17 protein-coding genes and 1 tRNA gene are annotated in these 19,282 nt (G+C 54.4%); 5 read left to right on the top strand and 13 right to left on the bottom strand.

Going from position 1 to position 19,282, the window contains the following annotated elements; all coding sequences use genetic code 11:
• The first annotated feature begins 121 nt into the window (after positions 1–121).
• Entirely contained in the window at positions 122–697 is a 576-nt protein-coding gene (locus tag QF045_RS04500; RefSeq protein ID WP_306491218.1) for a TetR/AcrR family transcriptional regulator, read from the top strand.
• Positions 698–1,056: 359 nt separating this feature from the next.
• Here QF045_RS04500 and QF045_RS04505 read toward each other — a convergent pair whose 3' ends face one another.
• Positions 1,057–2,139, bottom strand: a complete 1,083-nt coding sequence (locus QF045_RS04505) for a ThiF family adenylyltransferase (protein WP_306491219.1) — start codon at positions 2,137–2,139, stop codon at positions 1,057–1,059.
• Positions 2,123–3,235, bottom strand: coding sequence for a ThiF family adenylyltransferase (locus QF045_RS04510; RefSeq protein WP_306491220.1), 1,113 nt, complete (start codon positions 3,233–3,235; stop codon positions 2,123–2,125). Before QF045_RS04510 ends, QF045_RS04505 begins: the two co-directional genes overlap by 17 nt.
• A gap of 350 nt (positions 3,236–3,585) precedes the next feature.
• Here QF045_RS04510 and QF045_RS04515 point away from each other — a divergent pair, with 350 nt between their 5' ends.
• A complete protein-coding gene (locus QF045_RS04515) occupies positions 3,586–5,790 on the top strand; it encodes an ATP-binding cassette domain-containing protein (protein ID WP_306491221.1) in 2,205 nt (734 codons plus the stop codon).
• Positions 5,791–5,813: 23 nt separating this feature from the next.
• Here the strand turns inward: QF045_RS04515 and QF045_RS04520 are convergent, their stop codons facing one another.
• From QF045_RS04520 to QF045_RS04540, 5 genes are all read right to left on the bottom strand, one after another.
• Positions 5,814–6,128 carry a hypothetical protein gene (locus QF045_RS04520; RefSeq protein WP_217881174.1) on the bottom strand — a complete coding sequence of 105 codons (315 nt, stop codon included), beginning with the start codon at positions 6,126–6,128 and terminating at the stop codon, positions 5,814–5,816.
• On the bottom strand, positions 6,125–7,105 hold the full coding sequence (locus QF045_RS04525; protein ID WP_306491222.1) for an integrase domain-containing protein: 981 nt from the start codon (positions 7,103–7,105) through the stop codon (positions 6,125–6,127). The genes QF045_RS04520 and QF045_RS04525 overlap by 4 nt, the downstream gene beginning before the upstream one ends.
• 893 nt (positions 7,106–7,998) lie before the next feature.
• A complete protein-coding gene (locus QF045_RS04530; RefSeq protein ID WP_306491223.1) occupies positions 7,999–8,328 on the bottom strand; it encodes a hypothetical protein in 330 nt (109 codons plus the stop codon).
• Between the two features lies 1 nt (position 8,329).
• Entirely contained in the window at positions 8,330–9,664 is a 1,335-nt protein-coding gene (locus QF045_RS04535) for an integrase arm-type DNA-binding domain-containing protein (protein ID WP_306491224.1), read from the bottom strand.
• Between the two features lie 172 nt (positions 9,665–9,836).
• Positions 9,837–9,912: transfer RNA gene (locus QF045_RS04540), tRNA-Thr, on the bottom strand.
• A 328-nt stretch (positions 9,913–10,240) separates the two neighbouring features.
• Here QF045_RS04540 and bcsQ point away from each other — a divergent pair.
• A complete protein-coding gene (bcsQ, locus tag QF045_RS04545) occupies positions 10,241–11,140 on the top strand; it encodes a cellulose biosynthesis protein BcsQ (RefSeq protein WP_306491225.1) in 900 nt (299 codons plus the stop codon).
• Positions 11,141–11,381: 241 nt separating this feature from the next.
• Here bcsQ and QF045_RS04550 read toward each other — a convergent pair whose 3' ends face one another.
• The 5 genes from QF045_RS04550 to QF045_RS04570 form a co-directional block, all read right to left on the bottom strand.
• Positions 11,382–12,569 carry a methyltransferase gene (locus QF045_RS04550; RefSeq protein ID WP_306491226.1) on the bottom strand — a complete coding sequence of 396 codons (1,188 nt, stop codon included), beginning with the start codon at positions 12,567–12,569 and terminating at the stop codon, positions 11,382–11,384.
• Entirely contained in the window at positions 12,550–13,239 is a 690-nt protein-coding gene (locus QF045_RS04555; protein WP_306494853.1) for an ABC transporter permease, read from the bottom strand. Before QF045_RS04555 ends, QF045_RS04550 begins: the two co-directional genes overlap by 20 nt.
• A 38-nt stretch (positions 13,240–13,277) precedes the next feature.
• Complete coding sequence (locus QF045_RS04560) at positions 13,278–13,973, bottom strand: ABC transporter permease (protein ID WP_124384695.1); 696 nt, start codon at positions 13,971–13,973, stop codon at positions 13,278–13,280.
• Between the two features lie 74 nt (positions 13,974–14,047).
• Positions 14,048–14,800, bottom strand: coding sequence for an ABC transporter substrate-binding protein (locus QF045_RS04565; protein ID WP_005783892.1), 753 nt, complete (start codon positions 14,798–14,800; stop codon positions 14,048–14,050).
• A gap of 13 nt (positions 14,801–14,813) precedes the next feature.
• Positions 14,814–15,587: an ABC transporter ATP-binding protein gene (locus QF045_RS04570; RefSeq protein ID WP_306491227.1), complete on the bottom strand. Its 774-nt coding sequence runs from the start codon at positions 15,585–15,587 to the stop codon at positions 14,814–14,816.
• Positions 15,588–16,143: 556 nt separating this feature from the next.
• Here QF045_RS04570 and gabP point away from each other — a divergent pair.
• Complete coding sequence (gene gabP, locus QF045_RS04575) at positions 16,144–17,535, top strand: GABA permease (RefSeq protein ID WP_306491228.1); 1,392 nt, start codon at positions 16,144–16,146, stop codon at positions 17,533–17,535.
• A gap of 221 nt (positions 17,536–17,756) precedes the next feature.
• Here the strand turns inward: gabP and QF045_RS04580 are convergent, their stop codons facing one another.
• Positions 17,757–18,170: a hypothetical protein gene (locus QF045_RS04580; RefSeq protein ID WP_306491229.1), complete on the bottom strand. Its 414-nt coding sequence runs from the start codon at positions 18,168–18,170 to the stop codon at positions 17,757–17,759.
• A gap of 114 nt (positions 18,171–18,284) precedes the next feature.
• Between QF045_RS04580 and QF045_RS04585 the strand changes: the two genes are divergently transcribed.
• Positions 18,285–19,250 (top strand): arsenic resistance protein, encoded by a 966-nt coding sequence (locus tag QF045_RS04585; RefSeq protein WP_306491230.1) that lies wholly within the window; start codon positions 18,285–18,287, stop codon positions 19,248–19,250.
• The last annotated feature ends 32 nt before the right edge of the window (positions 19,251–19,282 follow it).

Here is a 19,282-nt window from a genome sequence, read left to right on the forward strand (position 1 = left end):
GTTAAGGGGCATATCGCTTGCCATTAGGATGATGATCGAAATCTAAGCTGTCAACAGTTTTGATTATGGATGACATCTATGTATCATCAGGCGATGAATTCAGCGGTAGAGAGGATCGAACATGCGCGTCTCCAAGGCTCAGGCCCAGGCAAACCGGGAACACATCGTCGAAACAGCCTCAGTGGTATTTCGCGAACGTGGTTTTGATGGCGTCGGCGTGGCCGACCTGATGGCCGCCGCTGGTTTCACCCATGGCGGCTTCTACAAACATTTCGGCTCCAAGGCCGACCTGATGGCCGAAGCCTCAGCCAACAGCCTTGCGCAGTCACTCGCCGGCGCCGAACGATTGAGCGTGCAGGATTTCATCGACGTATACGTGTCCAGAGACCACCGCGACGGCCGCGCCACGGGATGCACCATGGCAGCGCTATGTGGCGACGCGGCGCGTCAATCGGATGATTTGAAGGCGGCCTTCGCTGAAGGCATCGAGCGCTTGCTGCAAACCCTGGGCGAAAAATACCCGACCGGCCCGGATGCGGCGCCAAATGAAGCGAGGGCGAAAATGATCGACCTACTGGCGCGGGGGGTTGGCGCCATTATGTTGTCCCGTGCTTGTCCTGATGATTCGGCGCTGGCGGATGAGATATTGGCGGTGTGTCATGGGGAGATGACGGAGTCGTTGTCGGGTAAGGCGTAGGGGGAATGGGGCTTGAGGAGAGGGGAGGCCGGGTTAAACGTGACACATGTGTTTTCCTGTCCCAGCGCTCCCTCAATCACCTCCGCGAAGAGACGGGAAGGGGCTGACCGGGAATGAATATCCCAGAAACGACAAAGCCCCTGCATCGCTGCAGGGGCTTTGTCTTATATGGTGCGGCACCAGGAGTCAAATCGTATTCCAATATATTGATTTAATTCAATAAATGCTCGTAAGAAAAATGACGCTATCTCTAAAAGTACCCTGGTTTCAGTCAAAAGACATTTATCTGGTGAGTCTGTCAGTTGGACTTATGCGGCTAACTGTAGATGGAGCTTGTAGCGTGAAGTGGTTGCAATGGACTAAGAGCAATATTCGCAATCTACATTTCTCTGGACAGAAAATGCACCAAAATCAAAATCTTTAAGGTTAAATTCTAGACGCTTATTTATCACGCCCATAAATTCTAACGGGACTCCAAAAATTAATTTTATTGCTTCTGTAGCTGTAATCGATGCAGAAATGCTGCACAGAGGCCCCAGACTTCCTATTTTCCTGTACTTCCTGTTAAGCTTTTTGACACCAAATAGCTCTGCGGCATTGATTGGAGTGAGAACCTTATCAAAGCAATGAAAGCAAGCTGTAACTCCGGGGATTACGACTTGGCCGACTAGCGTTAGATGCAGATTATAACCTCCTCCAATGATGTGCGATATTCTATTCTTCAGGCAGAAATCGGAAACAATCTTGGACGTGTGGTCAACGCTTGGATAATCTGCGCAATTTATAATCATGTCAGGTATACATGGAAGTTGCTCCAAGTCTTCAACGGACTGCATTTTTTTGATATATGTATATAGTCCGGTTCCATACGAGGTTTTTATATTGTTATAAACGGCGGACACCTTTGGAGTCCCAATATCTGCCTCAAAAAAAAGATCCTGTCTATGGAGGTTGGATTCCTCAACAACATCATCATCCATAACAGTAATGTTCTTTACGCCTGCCTTGACCAAGCTATGTAAAACCCATGTGCCTACTGCACCAAGCCCCACAATTAGCACATTTCCACCCCATCCTTTCCGGAGTGAATTGTTGATGGCTGAAGTAGAGTGGAAATAACTCTCAAGTGTATTTATTAGTCTAGGAAATGAGTGCAGGCTCGACTGTTCATATTCTTCATCAATCTCAATCAGTACATACTTTGAATGAAGAAATTCAACTAAATCACTAAGCTCGTTAAGCAGTACTTCGGGATAGAGAGCACCGATTGACGCCACTGTCATCAAGCCATCAAACTGCTGAAGTAATTCAACGATTTTTGAGTACTTGAGGTCGAGTGAAAATCCAACTCTTAGATTACTATCGAAAAACTCAATAAGCGCACCGCGACGCACTAATGCAATGCAGCTTCTAAGCCTATAAACTTTATTTTCCACAGACATCGCAAACATCCCTAGCTGGAATTTCAATCCATTCAATTTCACCTTTTCCAGTCATAAACTCTCCTCGCTTAGAAAGTCTCGACTTATAGGCATTGCCACCAGCAATGTAATTCAGTAGTTGCACGCAGCCGTACGACGCTGAAAAGAGTGACATGCTGTAAAGCCCACCACTACCTCCGATAACATGAGTTTTCTTGATGCTAGATTCATGTATCTTATAGGACGGCTTCCAATCCGCTAACGCTACGGTAAAGAAATTAGTAGAGCAATCAACACAATTGGACTCGCCGGGAATATAAAAGTCTCCCGTGCTCATTAGATGCGCGTCAAAGCCTCCCGCTACATAGAGAGGAATATTTTTTCTCCACAAATATCGCCCGAGCTTGGCTGATGTATGGCCGATATACGGTTCGTCTGCCGTATTAACAACTAACGAGGCGTCATCTACAAGGCCAGAAAGATCAGTGAGCGGCAATAGTTTCTCCTGTATGCCAATTACATCAATTTCTGAATTTATTCTGAGAAGGTAGCGTTTTAGGGCATGAACTTTCGGCTGCCCTAATTCCGACTTTGAAAAATACGGATGTCTTTCGGAAGAGTGCTGTTCAAGTTTTTTATCGTCTACAAGCGTGAGCTTTGAAACGCCTGCTCTGGCTAAGCTGATGGCAATTGAAGAGCCAATTGCACCAATCCCAAAAATAACGCAGTGGGTATCCAAAATTCGCTTATGAGCAACTTCTGCAGGCACTCCAAAAATCCAATCCGACAGAAAATTAATCTGCCTTGAGTATCGAGAGTTCTGGTCTATATGAGATGGATGCTCTAGCACGCCATTGTCGATCAAGTATTGCAACGTCGATTTTAATTCGTCGGCATCCAACTCAAAATCAAGGCGTTCTAAATGGGTCGAAAGCGAATGAATTCCATCAAAGACTGACAATAATTCGCTGAAAGCAGGATCAATCTGGATAGATAGCTTTTGCCTAGTGTTAATATGATAAAACTGAATGGTACAAACATCAGTTTCAGTCATAGACACGTAAACATCCACGCTGTCTTTTATCTTTAAGACAGGATTCAGTGTGAAAGCGTCCATTCTTCATCCTACCGGGAGGGAATGGGTGCCAAAATGTTGGCACCACTCCATAATCAATATTGCAGTACGCCAGCATTCGCCTCGAGGTACTCATCCCACGAATCCAAGCTGCCATCGTCGGACCCGATATCTGGGCGAGTGCATACCCTAGTGCAGCAATCGCTTCTACTGCCGGAACAAGTAGTAGTGTACTTTGTCCCAGCTTCAGGATGTTGATTTACCTCAGAAAACTTTAAACTTACCTTCTTTTTGACCATTGCTAACTCCGTTTACGTTATGGACACAGGGCAAAAACAATACCATAATGGCACAGTCATGTCACTCGCGGATTTTTAATACTGGAGTCACTCATGCACGGAAGTTCAAAAGAGAGGCTATTTGTCGTTAATGGTGCAAAGACCAATAATCTGAAAAGTCTAAATGTGACGATCAGATTGAACTCCATAACAGCTATAACTGGTATTAGCGGAGGGGGGAAATCATCATTAGCATACGGTACATTGTACTCGATTTGTAAGCAACAGTTTAGCCAGCTTGAGTCCGGGACGTACGATCATGCGGTATACAATGTCGATGAGTTTCATGGTGCGCTTCCAGCAATAGCGCTAACGCAAAACAATTTTAACTCCAACCCCAGATCCACAATTTATTCGTATTTAGATATACCAAGCTATCTTTATTCAATCACTCCTAGTAGTGACACGAATATTGACCAGTCAATTCTTCGCTTGAACAAGCCCGGAAATGAGTGCCCTCATTGTGGCGGAAGCCGAGAGACGCTTTCACTGAGTGAGAACCTCTTAATCGACGACTCAAAATCTTTGAAGGATACGCCATTTAAATGCTGGACAGGCGCCAATCTCTCCAAATATGGGGCTCTCCTTAGTGCTTTTTGTGAGGATGAGGGAATCGACATAAGGAAGACCGTGCGAGAGCTACCAGCGGCTCACAAAAAAAAGATATTGGAGGGGGAATCCGCTAAAAAATATAAAATAAGTTTTACCTTTTCCGGCAAGAGAAGAAGTAGAGAAGAACGGTATGTCGGACCGATGAAAACTTTGCAAGAATTCTCTCAAAGCAAAAACATATCTCAATACGATGCTTATAGAAAGTTTTCCACGCCTTCCCCCTGCATGATGTGTGATTCTACGGGAGTTGATCGTGAAAAGTTCAAACGAAGCAAAATTGGCGAAATGTCACTTTTTGATATTTTAAGACTTCCAATTTCAGAATGCCTTGAAACTTTGAAGGTGTCTTGTCAAAATTTTTCTCCCGCTCTCGACTCCCTGATTCATCAACTGGACACGTTGATGCAGCTTGAGCTTGGATATCTGACGTTAGCTCGCCAGATCCCAAGCCTGTCCGGTGGAGAATTACAGAAACTCCGGTTCGCCCAAATATGCAACACTCAAATTTCAGGCGTATTATTTGTCCTTGATGAAATATCTTCACAGGTCTCCAAAAATCACCACGAACTTCTCATCCAAAAAATGAAGGGGATTTGTGATCGCGGGAACACGATTGTACTGATTGAGCACAACGATTACTTCATCGCGTCTGCAGATCAAGTAATCTGTGTAGGACCAGGTCCAGGAGAGGAGGGCGGATATATAGTACCGTACCTACCTCCTCAACGCATAGAACCTCGAAATCATAAAGTGTTAGAAAAAGAAGATTTTTTTCAACTCCCTAAAGTATCTAATAACAATGTCGTAGGTGTGTCTGCTTCAGTACCGAGGGGCTCTATCACAGGCGTATGTGGTGTTTCAGGTTCAGGTAAGTCTTCATTCGCGTCCGCTATATCCCAATCCTTGCCACAAGTTAATTACGTATCACAAAAACAAATGCGCGGAAATATTAGATCAACAATTTCAACCGCGTTAGATTTGAGTGGCACGATTGCAAGCATTTACTCAAAGAATACGGGTGCGTCCAAAGAGTTATTCCTCCTGCAGCCAGGTAAACCCGGTTGCTGCGATGAATGTGGAGGCACAGGCGTTATTGAGTTCACGAGAACCTTCGAAAAAACCGTAAAAATTTCATGCCCGACTTGTGAAGGTGCGTTGTTCTCAAATAAAGTTGATGATATCTGTATGTCAGGATTGAATATTAAGGATTTCTATTTTAGTGCTCTTCATTCTTTGCCAAAGGAGCTTGTAGGGCAAAGTAAGAAAATTGCAAGCATTGTAGGAATATCCGAAGCGCTAGGAATATCTCATCTAAGCGTAAGCAGAAAAATTGGAAGCTTGTCCGGTGGCGAATCTCGCCGAGTTAAACTATTACAGGCGTTAGTCTCACCAAATAAAGAGAAAACTCTAATTATAGATGAGCCTGGAGCAGGCCTTGACAGGCTATCTGCAATAAATGCTATACGCCATATACATCAGTATGCCGAACGCTTTAAGGCGATTTTGGTCATTGACCATAAGCCTGAAATCCTGAATGAATGTGATTATCTACTGGAATTTGGGCCGGGAGCGGGGCCTGATGGCGGAAAAGTAGTATATTTTGGGCCTCCGGTGTACAACAGATTAATAGGCGGCCAACAAGACTGAATAAATAGATCTGCGGGGCCTAATCAGCCCCGCAGAGCTCGACTTTCAGTTTCCTGCGCTTTACAGTTTTTGAAAACCCATGAAGCTTTTAGACGCCTTGCGAGCAGCCGAATGGTAAGTAGATAGTAATAACGCGTCGATTCACTACGCCCGTATAGGCGATTGTTGAGAAACCATACCATATGCTTTTTCTGCCAAGCCCAAGGCGTATCTCGCTGCCAGCGCTCTGCGATTTCAGATTGAATCAGCTTCGCCTGACGCAAATGGCGTTTGCGCGTTGCGTGCGATCCGGTCAGGACGCCGGTCAGAAACAATTCCATATCGAAGGGCTTACTCATGTCAGTCCTCCGATGTAGGCAGCGACCACATCAATCCTACCGTGCCCCAGCTCATAGCCGATTTGGCTTCGTGCTTCATAATCAAGACGCGGATCCATCTGGCGGCATTGACCACCGTTGATAGGGGCGCCGTGTTGGGTGATTTGCTCGTAGCGCTCACATGCGTAAGCCGCTCGTAATTCATGGAAACCTTTGAGGTTGTATGCATGGAGAATGTCCCGCGCAGGGCGGACTATTTCCTGTAGAACGTTGAAGTAACTTTCGTGTGGCGCAATCAGGTTGCGGCTACCCGCAGGCGACACCTGCTTCGCAAATCCAAGCGATACTCGAACTTGCTCGTCCATCGTAATCCAGCGGGGTGCCGATGCACCGACACGGCCGCCTTTGGTGCCGTCTTGGACGTTGATCTCGCCGAATTCTCTAGCCTCCCGACTTAGCCGTGGTAGATCCGCCAAGATGGCCTCACGCAATCGCATGCCGGTGGCTCGCGCCAATAGAACGATAGCGGCGGCCCTTAGCTGATGATGGCTGCAAAGCGCATCGACGATCTGTCGAACCTGTCCGTGGTCCTGGCCCTGCGGCACCGAGTGCCGAACCCCGGTGCGCTGCATACCCAACGCCTTGCTCGGACTTGGCAATTTCACGCACTGATCACCGCGAAGCGCCGCCATGGTCCTGTTAACGCTGGATAGCCGATTTTGCGCGGTGCTGATGGCGAGGTCACCGAGTCCAACTAGGTTACGGAGATACGCTGCATAGTTAGCCAACACCTTCCGATCAACCTTTCGCGCATCATTGATACCGGGCCCCTGCTCGGATCGGCACCACTTCACAAATGCCTGCCACCGATCAGAATGCGCCTTGACCGTGCCGTAATGGCCACCGCCGAACATGTTTTTCAATGCCTGCGGCCCTGCGTAGCTCATTTGCCTGCCGTAGCCGAAATTTCGGCCATCGCGTCTATCCACCAATGCCATCTCAGTCACCTCATCTCCCGTTCTCCGATATTCGCCCCACGTCATCCCGCCATGAATGCTGAGTGTTATCAGGGATCAAGGCCCCTGCGACCTGTGAGGGTTGTCCACTAACGCGGGACTGGCGGCTCTTTACGACCGGGAGCTTGGGCATCTCATGATCAGGCCTCCTGAGCACTTCCGAAGAAGTGGGCGGGTGGAGGCTGCACTGGCTGACGAGACTAGCGCCGCGAGATCCTGAGTCAGGTGAAGGCAGTGAAGCGATGACTGGGGCATGCCTGACTGTCAGTCAGGTGCCGTCCGTTCCGTGGGCTGCGGCACCATCATCTGCATCGCTGTTGCTGGTGACTCCGGTGTTTGTCACGCCGATTGTCACGAGGGGGAATGCTGCAAAGCCTTGTATGACGTGGCTTGCAGCAGTGGTACGAGCGCCCGTCTCTTTCCGGAAGAAAGAGACGGGCGCAGGTTGGCGCAGTGAAATGGCCAAGCGGATAGGCTGCTGCAGGGCAGCTATGAAAGGGAATGAGTTGCCGCAGCGGGCACACTGGTAAAGGTAGGCATCCATCACATCGCTGTGACCGTGCGAGCCGCCGGACGCTAATCGCACTTTGGGAGAACCACCACGGTGTGGCGTAGCCTTAAAGGTTCTGGCTACCTGGGTTGCTGTCAAAGACAGCGCTTTGCCCGATCTTTTCTACGCCTGTGGATAATTCGGGTCAAGGCTCGAATTTTCGGGAGCTCTGCGGCTGTGGATGAAATTATCCACCGGTGGAAATCAGTGGTTTTCCACCGACAGTTGCGTGGGCTTTAGATTTTTTAAGTGAGGTCCATCCAAGCAGGGCGGCTTTGCAGCCCTGCTTGGATGGACCCGCGTGGCAGAGCAGATTGCGAGAGTCTTACGGATGTACGCTTGCTTTACTGCGGCACTTTAAAAGCCAAAGCAGTGTCAGCACGGTCGGCCAAAACAACGTGTTGAGAACGTCGTGAGCGCTTGCCTGCCAGCGCCAGTATCCGAAGCTTCCAATATCGTCTCGCCGATCTACCCACTCGCCAGCACACGCAATGATGAAAACAACCAGCCAGCCAAGGTATGGCCTGAATCGTCGGGTGCCGACGATCAACGTTAAATAGATCGCCATGCCCAAATAAATATGCAGCGCGTCTTTTGATAGTCCGGTTGCCGACACAATGGCGAGCTTGATGCTTTGTGCGGTTGAGATATCCATATCAATTTCTCCTCTCTGCGCCAGTGCCAGGCTTCGCCTTCATCCGAGTAACGTTAACTCCAATCTGGTTGGCGAATTCGTGTGGAGTGACATGCTCCTGCCGGTTGGTCTCCAGGTACCGGCTCCACCAGTTCATGATCAGCCTGCGCTCCTCGATGAACTCGGCCTTGTGGATGTAAGCGGCGCGGACGTTGTTGCGCTCCTTGTGGCTCATCTGCCGCTCGATGGCTGTCTCCGACCACAATCCTGACTCAATCAGCGCGCTACAGGCCATCGAACGAAACCCATGCCCGCAGATATCGGTTTTGGTGTCGTATCCCATCGTCCGTAGCGCGTTGTTCACGGTATTTTCGGACATCGGTTTCCAGGGCTTGGCATCGCCTGCAAACACCAGGTCGAACTTACCGGTGAGGGCGTGGATCTGTTCAAGCAAGGCCACAGCTTGCGGTGATAAGGGTACAAGGTGGATATCCCCTGCCATCTTCGTACCCCTTGTGGAAAAGGGTACTCCCTCCAACGCGGGTCGAGTGTCCGGTATCTCCCAGGTGCCGCGCTTGAGGTCGAACTCGCTCCAGCGTGCGAAACGCAGCTCGCTGGATCGTACAAACACATGCAGCGACAGCATCACCGTCAGGCGAGTAAGTGCGCGGCCTTTATAGGTATCGATCCGCTCCTGCAGTTCCGGCAGTCGCGATAAGGGTAGAGCGGGGCGATGTACCACCCGCGGGGCTTTGATCGAGCCTTCGAGATCGTAAGCAGGGTTTATGGTGATAAGTCGGAGGCGCTTTGCCTCGCGCATGATGCTCTGCAGGTAGTTTTGTACCCTTAAAGCAACGTCGATCGTTCCGCGCTTCTTGATCGCTTCTAAGGGCTGCATGAGGTCATGGGTATCGAGGTCGACAATGGCGCGGGCGCCGATCAGCGGGAACACGTGGGTTTTGAGGCGACTCATCACGGTCTTGGAATGGCCTGGTGCCCACTTGGCCGACATTTCCGTATGCCAGTCGTGCGCAACGCTTTCAAAGGTTCTGCCTTTGATTACGGCTTCCGCCTTGGCTTGGTGCTTGGTCTCTATAGGATCAACGCCATCCGCCAGCATTCGCTTAACTTCCAAGCGCTTGCGGCGCGCATCGGCGAGGCCAATGACGGGGTAGTTGCCGAACGAGGTCAGTCCTTCGCGTCCGTCAGGTTTGACGTAACGGAGCCGCCAGCCTTTGCGGCCATTGGGTTGGACTAGGAGGTAGAGGCCATCGCCGTCGAAAAGCTTGTAGGCGTGGTCTGTAGGTTTTGCCAAGCGGCAAGCTGCGTCGGAGAGCGGAGCTGTGGTGCGCGACATAAGGGTACTCCCTTTTATCGAAGTGACCTGTATCCCAAACTCTACCCTTAAAACGGTTGGAATCCACCAGTTTCTGACGGAAATCGATGGAACGCCAAAACGAAAAAACCCGCCAGAAGGCGGGTTTTTCGGGGGTTCCAGAGATTTTGAAAGCCTTCTCTGGAACCTTGTATGGTGCCGGCACCAGGAGTCGAACCCGGGACCTACTGATTACAAGTCAGTTGCTCTACCAACTGAGCTATACCGGCGTGTTAGGGCGACGATTATAGCGATTGAAAAGGTTCTGTAAACCCCTGAATTCTGACTATTTTTGCAAACGCTGAGGTTTTCCACGCTCACGGTGTTTTCTGCACATTCTGACCGCCTCAAAACATCCCAAAAAAGATTCGAAAAAAAGCCATTAAATTGACTTATAACCGTTCATCTAAAAATCAATCCACTAAAACATCAAAATAATGACACTCGTCACCCGTTGTCACAGAATGCCCAAACAAAGGGCGCCTATAAAAAGACCTGCGGTGAGTACCCGCGCTTGCCGAGCTTCACGTCTTTGAGCTGCGTCGTGAGGAGCAGGCTATGAGCCTTGGTAAAGAAATCCTGGCGTTGTTCGGCAAAGACGTCACCCATGATGCCGACGGCATCAATGCTCGAATGCACTTTTTTGGAAGTGTCCCTGAAGAATCCCATCAGCGTCTTCAACCGTTGAATACCCCTGTGTTGCGTCCAAAAATAGTGGCGCTGGTGTCTATCAATGGCGGGGTCGGCCGCAGCACGTTGGTCACTGCGTTGAGCAGCGGTTTGCAGCGCCATGGTGAGTCGGTGGTGGCGCTGGATCTGGACCCGCAGAATGCCTTGCACCATCACTTTGGCGTCAGTTCCACCTTGCCGGGCCTCGGGCGTACCAGCCTGGAGCATGGCCAATGGGGCGCGCTGCAGCAGTTAGGGTTTGCCGGTTGCCAGGTGATCACCTTCGGCGATGTCGATATCCAGCAGCAGGAGAACCTGGAGCGTTGGCTCAAGCATGAGCCCGATTGGCTGGCGCAGCGTCTTGCCTCATTGGGCTTGAGCGAGCGGCAGACGGTGATTATCGACACTCCCGCCGGTAATAATGTCTATTTCCATCAGGCACTGAGCGTCGCCGATGTGGTGCTGGTCATTGTGCAGCCGGACGCTGCGTGCCTGGGCACGCTGGACCATTTGGACATGCTGCTCGCCCCGCATCTCGAGGGCCAACGCCCACCCGTTGTGCAGGTGGTGGTCAACCAGGTGGATGAAAGTAATGCTTTCAGCCTGGATATGCTTGAGGCGTTCAAGCAACGGCTTGGCAAAGAACCGCTGGAGGTGCATCGCGACATGGCGATCAACGAGGCGTTGGCCTTTGCCGCCGATCCGCTGGATAACGTCACGCAACGGCTCGCCAGTGACGATATCAATGAGCTGTGCCTGCTGTTAAAGGCGCCGAAAAAAATCGCTTGAAAGCGCGATTTATACGGTTTATGCCAGACGCTTATGCACAATTGGTTGGCAACGGTTGTCACGAAACGGCTAATTTGTGGAGCCGTTCTCAACACGTCGCAACTGCCTGTTTTGTGTGCATTTTATTTTATGAACAAAAAATGACCAGCGCGGCTTTCAGGCTCTAACGCTGATGGCTACAGCCCCTTTGAAGATTTCATCAACAGAGTTATCCACAGGCAGCTGTAGGATATTTCGCCCTTTAATCGCGCTGGGCCAGCACCATCAAGTTGCGTGGGGTGAGGGTCGGCTCACAGAAGCTGCCTAGCTCGACGTCGTAGCCTTGCTCCATCAGGAACAAAGCCCGATCCAGCACCAGCCATATTTCCAGCGGGCGGCGAAACAGGCCTCGCACCAGTTCCAGGTTTCGCACTTCGGCCAGGCGACGCCAGCCGTGTGCTTCCAGCGCTCCCCAATCCTGTTCGCCTATGGATAAGCCCTTGAGGCTTGCCAGCTCTCGGCAATAGTCCGCGAAAGGTTTATCCAGCCAGCGTGTGGGCAAGGACGGCGTGGGCAGGTATTCGTCGCAACCCCGCAACTGCCGTTGCAACCGGTCGAAGCCCAGACGCCGGGCCATGGAGGTATCGCGTTGCTGGCGTATTCGGTTGCCGGCAGTGACGGTTTCGCTCAGCGGCAGGCCCAGGTCATCCACTGACAATTGCAGGGCTGATGCGCGCGCGGTCGCGGACAGCGCTTGATAGCGGTCGGCGCCGATGCGGTTGTAGCAGCACGGCGCCAGCGCCAGTTGCTTGCAGCCGGCAGCGCTGGCCAGGTGCAGCAAGCGCACGTGCAGATCGCCGCAGGCATGCAGGGCGATGGGTGTGTGGTCGGGGGTGATCGTTACATCGGCCATTACGTCTTGCAGGCGATGGGTGACGGGCAGACCGTGGTGTTCGCTCAAGGCTTTGCCCGAGGCAATCAGCGCCGGGTCGTATTCCAGGCAGGTCAGTTGCTGGCCGGGTTGCAGCAGGCGCCGTCCGAGGTGGCCTTTGCCGGCGCACCAGTCCAGCCAGTGGTTGGCCGTGGTGGCAAAATTCAGCGCGGCGCCGAAGGCTTCGATTTGCTGCCATTTGCGGCCCGGAACGTCGACATCCAGACGGTGGCGAGCCGGTGTAAGTAGGTGTGTCGGCAACTTATCCACAGCGCCAAGCTGCAGCGCCTGGGCGGCCAGGTGTGGAAAAGGCGCGGGAGCCGGCAGGTCGTAAGGGTGGTTGTGACTGGCTTCGGCATCCTCCAGCGAGCGCTGGCGTAACCAGTGCGCCAACGCGGGATGCTCGGCTTCCCAGGGTAATTGCAGATGGGTAAAGGGCCGTGGTCGCCACAGCCCTTGGTGCTCGGTCAGAAACGCATCCAGTGCCTGGAAGCGTGCCTCAACGTCCCTGGCACGCATCGACGCGCAGCCATTTTTCCAGCAGCTTGAACCCGCGCACCAGCACGTAAGCCATCAACAGGTAGAACAGCCCGGCCGCGAAGAAGATCTCCACCGGCAGGTAGGTGCGCGCAATGATGGTCCGCGCCATGCCGGTCAGTTCCAGCAAGGTTACGGTACTGGCCAGGGCACTGGCTTTCAGCATCAGAATTACTTCGTTGCTGTAGGCAGGCAGGCCGATACGCGAGGCACGCGGCAGGATGATATAGAACAGCGTCTTGGGTTTGGACATGCCCAGAGCGCGAGCCGCTTCGATCTCACCCGGAGGGATGGCCTGGATCGCGCCGCGCAGGATTTCGGCGATATAGGCGGCGGTGTGCAAGGTCATGGTGGCGGTGGCGCACCAGAACGGGTCGCGCAGGTAGGGCCACATGAAGCTGCCGCGCACGCTGTCGAATTGCGCCAGGCCGTAGTAGACCAGGAACAACTGCACCAGCAGGGGCGTACCGCGGAAGAAGAAAATGTAGGCATAGGGCAGCGCGCTCACGTACCAGCGGCGCGAAGAGCGAGCGATACCCAGTGGGATCGCCAGCAACAGGCCGGCAATCACGGCGATTGCCACCAGTTCAAGGGTCAGTGTTGCGCCCTGGGCCAGTTTGGGCAGCCACTTGATGATCACGGCCCAGTTCAGGCCCAGGTCGAAATGCGACAGCCAGCTGTAATCACCGCTCATTGGGCGCTCCTTGCAAAGCCGCGGGCGGCGCGTTTTTCCAGCAAGTGCATGCCGGTCATGGCCAGCACGGTCAGGCCCAGGTACATAAAGGCGGCAACCATGAAGAAGGTGAACGGCTGCTTGGTCACGGTCACGCCGATCTGTGCGTGGCGCATGATTTCTTCCAGGCCGATCACTGATACCAGCGCGGTGTCTTTCATCAGGATCATGAACAGATTGCCCAGGCCCGGCAGGGCGATGCGCCACATCTGCGGCATGATCAGCCGCGTGAAAATCCGAAACTTCGACAGCCCCAATGCCACACCGGCTTCACGGTGGCCCTTGGGAATCGCGAGGATCGCGCCGCGAAACACTTCCGTGGCGTAGGCCCCGAAGCACAGGCCCAGGGCAATGACACCTGCGGCGAAGGCACTCAGGGACAGGTCGGGGTTACCCACGAACTCGCCAATGGCGCGCATCAGATTGACGGTGCCGAAGTAAATCAGCAGCACCCACAGCAATTCGGGGATACCGCGAACGATGGTCGAATAAGCACCGCCCAGCCATTGCAACGGCTTGTACGGCGAGGTCTTGGCCAAGGCACCGGCCAGGCCCAGCACCAGCCCCAGGCACAGGGCCGTGAGTGCCAGTTTGACGGTCATCAGCGCGCCGGCGGCGAGGGCCGGGCCGAATCCGTAGAGATCGAAATTCATGGTGTTTTCATATCGCGGCAGGCATTGCTAAAAGCCGACGCGCTGCAGAGCGCGCGTCGGTCAGGCCGTTCAGATCATTCGATGCTGAACGGGAAGTACTTGTCGTTGATCTTCTTGTAGGTGCCGTCTGCCTTGATCTCTGCCAGGGCTTTGTTCAGGCGCTCGCGCAGCGGGTCGCCCTTGCGTACGGCGATACCGATCTTGTCGCTTTCTACAACCGGGTCGCCCTTGAATTCATAGGCCGAACCGTCTTTGCTCTTGAGCCATTCGTACTGCACATACTTGTCGGCGAGGATGCCGTCCAGGCGACCGGAAGTCAGGTCGAGGTAGGCGTTTTCCTGGGTGTCATACAGCTTGGCCTCGGTGTCAGGCAGCTTGTCTTCCAGGTAGGTGCCGGCCAGCGTTGCGCGTTGTGCACCGATCACCTTGCCCTTGAGGTAGGCGGCGTCGGTCTTGAAATCGGCGGTGGCTTTTGGCGCGATGAACTGCAGCTTGTTGGAGTAGTACGGGTCGGTAAAATCGACGGCCTGCTTGCGTTCATCGGTGATGGACAGCGAGGACACCAGGAAGTCGAACTTCTTGGCGTTCAGGGCCGGGATGATGCCGTCCCAGTCGGACACATACACTTCGCACTTCTCGACTTTCATCTTGGCGCACAGGGCGTCGCCGATGTCCTTGTCGAAACCGACGACATTGCCGCTGGCGTCTTTATTGTTGAAGGGCGGGTAGGCCGCTTCGATCCCCATCTTCAAGGTTTCTGCCATGGCCGTGGCGCTGAACGCCATCGAGACGGCCGCGGCCAGAAGGAATTTTTTATAGGTCTGCATGCATGTTGCTCCGTTAGCGGTTGCTGGACATGAATTGTTTGCAGCGCGCCGAAAGCGGGTTGTCAAACACCTGCTGTGGCGATCCTTGCTCTTCGACCAGGCCCTGGTGCAGGAACACCACTTCGCTGGATACCTGGCGGGCGAAGCCCATTTCGTGGGTGACCAGCAGCATGGTGCGGCCTTCTTCGGCCAGCGCGCGGATCACATTAAGTACTTCCTGGACCATTTCCGGGTCAAGCGCCGAGGTCGGTTCATCGAACAAGATGACCTTGGGCTGCATCGCCAGCGTACGCGCAATCGCCGCGCGTTGTTGCTGACCACCGGAGAGCTGGGCCGGGTAGGCGTGGCGCTTGTCGGCGATGCCGACCTTGGCCAGCAGGGCTTCGGCCACTTCTATAGCCTCGGCCTTGCTCTGGCCGAGCACTCGGCGGGGCGCCTCGATAATGTTGTCGAGGACGCTCATGTGCGGCCACAGGTTAAAGTTTTGAAACACAAAACCGATTTCGCTGCGCAGGCGGTTGATCTGCTTACCATCGGCGGCCATCAGCTCGCCGTTTTTTGCCGCCTTGAGCTTGAGTTCTTCGCCGGCCACCAGGATCTGGCCCTGATGCGGGTTTTCCAGCAGGTTGATGCAGCGCAGGAAGGTGGACTTGCCGGAGCCGGAGGAACCCAGGATCGAGATCACATCGCCGTCGCGAGCGGTCAGCGAGATACCTTTGAGTACCTCCAGCTCACCGTAGCGTTTGTGCAAGTTTCGGATTTCAAGCGCGGGCGTGGCCTCGGCCATGTGCGGTCCTCATTGTATTCGTTGCGTTCTGCACTGTTGGGCCGCCTTCCTGGCGAGGCGCCAAGCTAGCATAGCGTTTGGATGACAGCCAACAGCGCTGCGGACGGTTAACAGGTGGTCTGCGGCAGGGTGTCGCATCAGCGCAGCGGCGTGTCGCGCCATCAACAACCGAACAGACGTTTGAACCCGAAGAATCCACAGGCTTCGCGTAAAAAAGGGCGCGATGGTGCCAGCTTTGCGCGGGTGTTGGAAGGGTTAACCAGGCAAACGGCGCTTAACGGCACTTTTCTGGAGCGTCACGCACTTTTTGTGTGTGTTTTTGGTGCGCCTGTTCGTTCTGAAGGTGAGTCGCACGGTAACGCTATAGCGGAATGCCATTGTTCTCAAAGACTTGCGGTCACTGCTGAATAGTCCTACAGCCCGCGTCAATCGCGGCCTTGTTACATTTTGGCGCAAAACTTGCGTAAAAAATAAAGAACGCCCTGTTGGTTTCTTTTCACGAGAAAGACCGCAGGCCAGGCGAACCGTTTTCGCAATTCCTCGCAAAGGTGTGTCAATGAGTAGTACGCAAAGCTCCAATGACCTCGAACAGGGGCTCAAACCGCGGCATGTCACCATGCTGTCGATTGCTGGCGTTATCGGTGCCGGTTTGTTTGTCGGCTCCGGCCACGCGATTGCCGCCGCCGGCCCGGCCGTGCTGCTGGCTTATGCGGCTGCCGGTACGTTGGTGGTACTGGTAATGCGCATGCTGGCCGAGATGGCGGTTGCGTCGCCGGACACCGGATCGTTCTCCACCTACGCCGACCGGGCGATCGGCCACTGGGCCGGGTTCACCATCGGCTGGCTGTACTGGTGGTTCTGGGTGCTGGTGATTCCGTTGGAAGCCAACGCGGCGGCGACCATCCTGCATGCATGGTTCCCCGACGTGGCGATCTGGGCCTTCACCCTGATCATTACCTTGCTGCTGACCGCAACCAATCTGTTCAGCGTAAAGAACTACGGTGAGTTCGAGTTCTGGTTTGCGCTGATCAAGGTCGTGGCGATTGTAGGCTTCGTCATCCTCGGCCTGGCGGCGATCTTCGGCCTCTTGCCCACCAGCCAGGTCAGCGGCGTATCGCACCTGTTCGACACCCAGGGCTTTATGCCCAACGGCATGGGCGCGGTGCTCGCGGCGATCCTCACCACCATGTTCTCGTTCATGGGTACCGAGATCGTGACCATCGCCGCCGCCGAATCGAAGAACCCCGGTCAGCAAATCACCAAGGCCACCAACTCGGTGATCTGGCGGATTGGCTTGTTCTATCTCTTGTCGATCTTCATCGTCGTTTCCCTGGTGCCTTGGAATGATCCGACCCTGGCTGCCGTAGGTTCCTACCAGACCGTGCTCGAGCGCATGGGCATCCCGAATGCCAAGCTGATCGTCGACCTGGTGGTATTGGTTGCCGTGACCAGTTGCCTCAACTCGGCGCTGTATACCGCCTCGCGCATGCTGTTTTCCCTGGGCCGTCGCGGCGATGCTCCGGCCGTGGCCAAGCGCACCAATAAAAGCGGCACGCCTTACTGGGCCGTGTTGCTGTCCACGGGCGCTGCGTTCCTGGCGGTATTTGCCAACTATGTGGCGCCGGCGGCGGTATTTGAATTCCTGCTGGCCAGCTCTGGCGCCATTGCCTTGCTGGTGTATCTGGTGATCGCAGTGTCGCAACTGCGCATGCGTCAGAAGCGTACGGCGGCGGGCGAGAAGATTGTCTTCAAGATGTGGCTGTTCCCCGGCCTGACCTATGCGGTGATGGTGTTTATCGTGGGGACGTTGACCATCATGCTGTTCCAGGAAGCGCACCGCGTCGAAATCATCGCGACGGGCATTCTGAGCCTGCTGGTGGTATTGGCGGGGTTGTTCGTTGCGAGCCGTCGCAAGGCCCAGAGAGTGGGCGCTGCCGTACTGAACTGACAAAATGTCGATCAACAATGTGGGAGGAGGCTTGCCCTAATGCCAGTCAGTTAAGGCTTTTGTAGGAGCGAGCTTGCTCGCGAAGAACTCAGGGCCACCGCGTTTATCCAGAATGAACGCGTTGCCTAGGCGTTTTTCGCGAGCAAGCTCGCTCCTACATTGAACCGCTTTCGCTTAACTGACTGGCATTAGGGCGTGCCCCCTCCCACATTTTGTAGGTGTCAGTCTGCTGAGTTCGTCAGGGACTGGGACGCTGCGACATAGTCCGCTTGAAACTGCGGCGATTCGATCCACGCCAATGCGGCCGCTTCATCATCGCTGTCGGTGGCCCACTGACGGTATTCCATCAGCGCTGCCAGGATGAAGTCGGTGGCTTGCTCTTCGCCTTCCTGTTCCAGCACCAGCGCCAGCAGCGGGTGCGCCAGGAAAGCCGCACACAGCGCCTGTTGGCTGGTCTGACCCGCAACACGCATCTCTTCGAACAGCTCGGTCAAATCCACCGACTCAAGGTCGATACGGCTGTCATCACCGGCGAAGGCATCCGGCTTGGTCGCCACGGCGCGCTGGGTACGGTTTTGCTTGGCCTTGGTTTTGGCGCGCTGGGCGCGTTTTTGCTGTTTGTTCGGCGAGGCCATGGGCGTGACGTCCTTGGGGGTCGGAATTAGGGATGGGGTATTGAAGCGCAGGTTGAGACAAATCCCAAGGTAATCCGGGTAGGCTAGGCCTTTGCAACTTGCCAGAGCGTCTTCATGACCCGCGACACCCTAGAGCGTAACCAGATTCCCCTCTACTTTGTCGCCCTCCTGCTGGCCGCTCTCTGTTCGGTAGCCGCGCCGTCTTTCGCTCAGCGTTTGAGCGTATTGATCACGCCCGCCATCGCGGTATTGATGTACGCGATGTTCCTGCAAATTCCTTTCCTCGATCTGCGCCGCAGCTGGGGCAACAAACGCTTTATGGTGGCGTTGCTGCTGGCCAATTTTATCCTGGTGCCGTTGCTGGTCTGGGTGCTGACCCGTGGCCTGTTGGCGCACCCTGCGCTGCTGGTGGGCGCGTTGCTGGTGTTGCTGACGCCGTGTATCGATTACGTGGTGGTGTTTACTCACATTGGCAAAGGCGACTCGCGGCTGGTGCTGGCGGCCACGCCGTTACTGCTGCTGATGCAGCTGGCCCTGCTGCCGGTGTACCTGGGGTTGATGCTGGGCGCGCAATCGGAGGTGGTGATCGCGGTCGGGCCGTTTATCGAAGCGTTCCTGTTGCTGATCGTGGCGCCGATGGTACTGGCCGCGTTGACCCTGTTGCTTGCGCGACGCTCGGCGCTTGTTAGCCGTTGGAACAACGCCTGGGCCTGGTTGCCGGTGCCGGCAATGGCCCTCGTACTGTTCGTGGTGATCGGCTCGCAGATTACTTCAGTGGTTCGGGGTATCAGCGCACTGCTGCCAGTGCTGCCAGTCTATGTGGGCTTCGTGCTGCTGGCGCCGCTGATGGGGATGTTGGCCGCGTGCCTGTTCGCGCTGCCGGCGGCAACGGCGCGTGCGGTGACGTTCAGCGCATCCACGCGCAATTCGCTGGTGGTGCTGCCCCTGGCGCTGGCGTTGCCTGAAGGCGTGCGCGGGTTGGCTGCGACGGCGGTCATTCTGCAAACCCTGGTCGAGCTGGTTGCGCAGCTGATCTACATCCGCGTGATCCCGGCCCTGGTGTGGCCCGGCAGTCGGTAACCAATGAATCTTCAGGTTCGTTCAGGCGCTAT

Source organism: Pseudomonas sp. W4I3, assembly GCF_030816195.1.
Taxonomy (GTDB): Bacteria; Pseudomonadota; Gammaproteobacteria; order Pseudomonadales; family Pseudomonadaceae; genus Aquipseudomonas.

Excerpts from the sequence above, each read along its gene's own strand:
- QF045_RS04500 (WP_306491218.1), top strand. The coding sequence starts at position 122 with ATGCGCGTCTCCAAGGCTCAGGCCCAGGCAAACCGGGAACACATCGTC.
- QF045_RS04505 (WP_306491219.1), bottom strand. The coding sequence starts at position 2,139 with ATGTCTGTGGAAAATAAAGTTTATAGGCTTAGAAGCTGCATTGCATTA.
- QF045_RS04510 (WP_306491220.1), bottom strand. The coding sequence starts at position 3,235 with ATGGACGCTTTCACACTGAATCCTGTCTTAAAGATAAAAGACAGCGTG.
- QF045_RS04515 (WP_306491221.1), top strand. The coding sequence starts at position 3,586 with ATGCACGGAAGTTCAAAAGAGAGGCTATTTGTCGTTAATGGTGCAAAG.
- QF045_RS04520 (WP_217881174.1), bottom strand. The coding sequence starts at position 6,128 with ATGAGTAAGCCCTTCGATATGGAATTGTTTCTGACCGGCGTCCTGACC.
- QF045_RS04525 (WP_306491222.1), bottom strand. The coding sequence starts at position 7,105 with ATGGCATTGGTGGATAGACGCGATGGCCGAAATTTCGGCTACGGCAGG.
- QF045_RS04530 (WP_306491223.1), bottom strand. The coding sequence starts at position 8,328 with ATGGATATCTCAACCGCACAAAGCATCAAGCTCGCCATTGTGTCGGCA.
- QF045_RS04535 (WP_306491224.1), bottom strand. The coding sequence starts at position 9,664 with ATGTCGCGCACCACAGCTCCGCTCTCCGACGCAGCTTGCCGCTTGGCA.
- bcsQ (WP_306491225.1), top strand. The coding sequence starts at position 10,241 with ATGAGCCTTGGTAAAGAAATCCTGGCGTTGTTCGGCAAAGACGTCACC.
- QF045_RS04550 (WP_306491226.1), bottom strand. The coding sequence starts at position 12,569 with ATGCGTGCCAGGGACGTTGAGGCACGCTTCCAGGCACTGGATGCGTTT.
- QF045_RS04560 (WP_124384695.1), bottom strand. The coding sequence starts at position 13,973 with ATGAATTTCGATCTCTACGGATTCGGCCCGGCCCTCGCCGCCGGCGCG.
- QF045_RS04565 (WP_005783892.1), bottom strand. The coding sequence starts at position 14,800 with ATGCAGACCTATAAAAAATTCCTTCTGGCCGCGGCCGTCTCGATGGCG.
- QF045_RS04570 (WP_306491227.1), bottom strand. The coding sequence starts at position 15,587 with ATGGCCGAGGCCACGCCCGCGCTTGAAATCCGAAACTTGCACAAACGC.
- gabP (WP_306491228.1), top strand. The coding sequence starts at position 16,144 with ATGAGTAGTACGCAAAGCTCCAATGACCTCGAACAGGGGCTCAAACCG.
- QF045_RS04580 (WP_306491229.1), bottom strand. The coding sequence starts at position 18,170 with ATGGCCTCGCCGAACAAACAGCAAAAACGCGCCCAGCGCGCCAAAACC.
- QF045_RS04585 (WP_306491230.1), top strand. The coding sequence starts at position 18,285 with ATGACCCGCGACACCCTAGAGCGTAACCAGATTCCCCTCTACTTTGTC.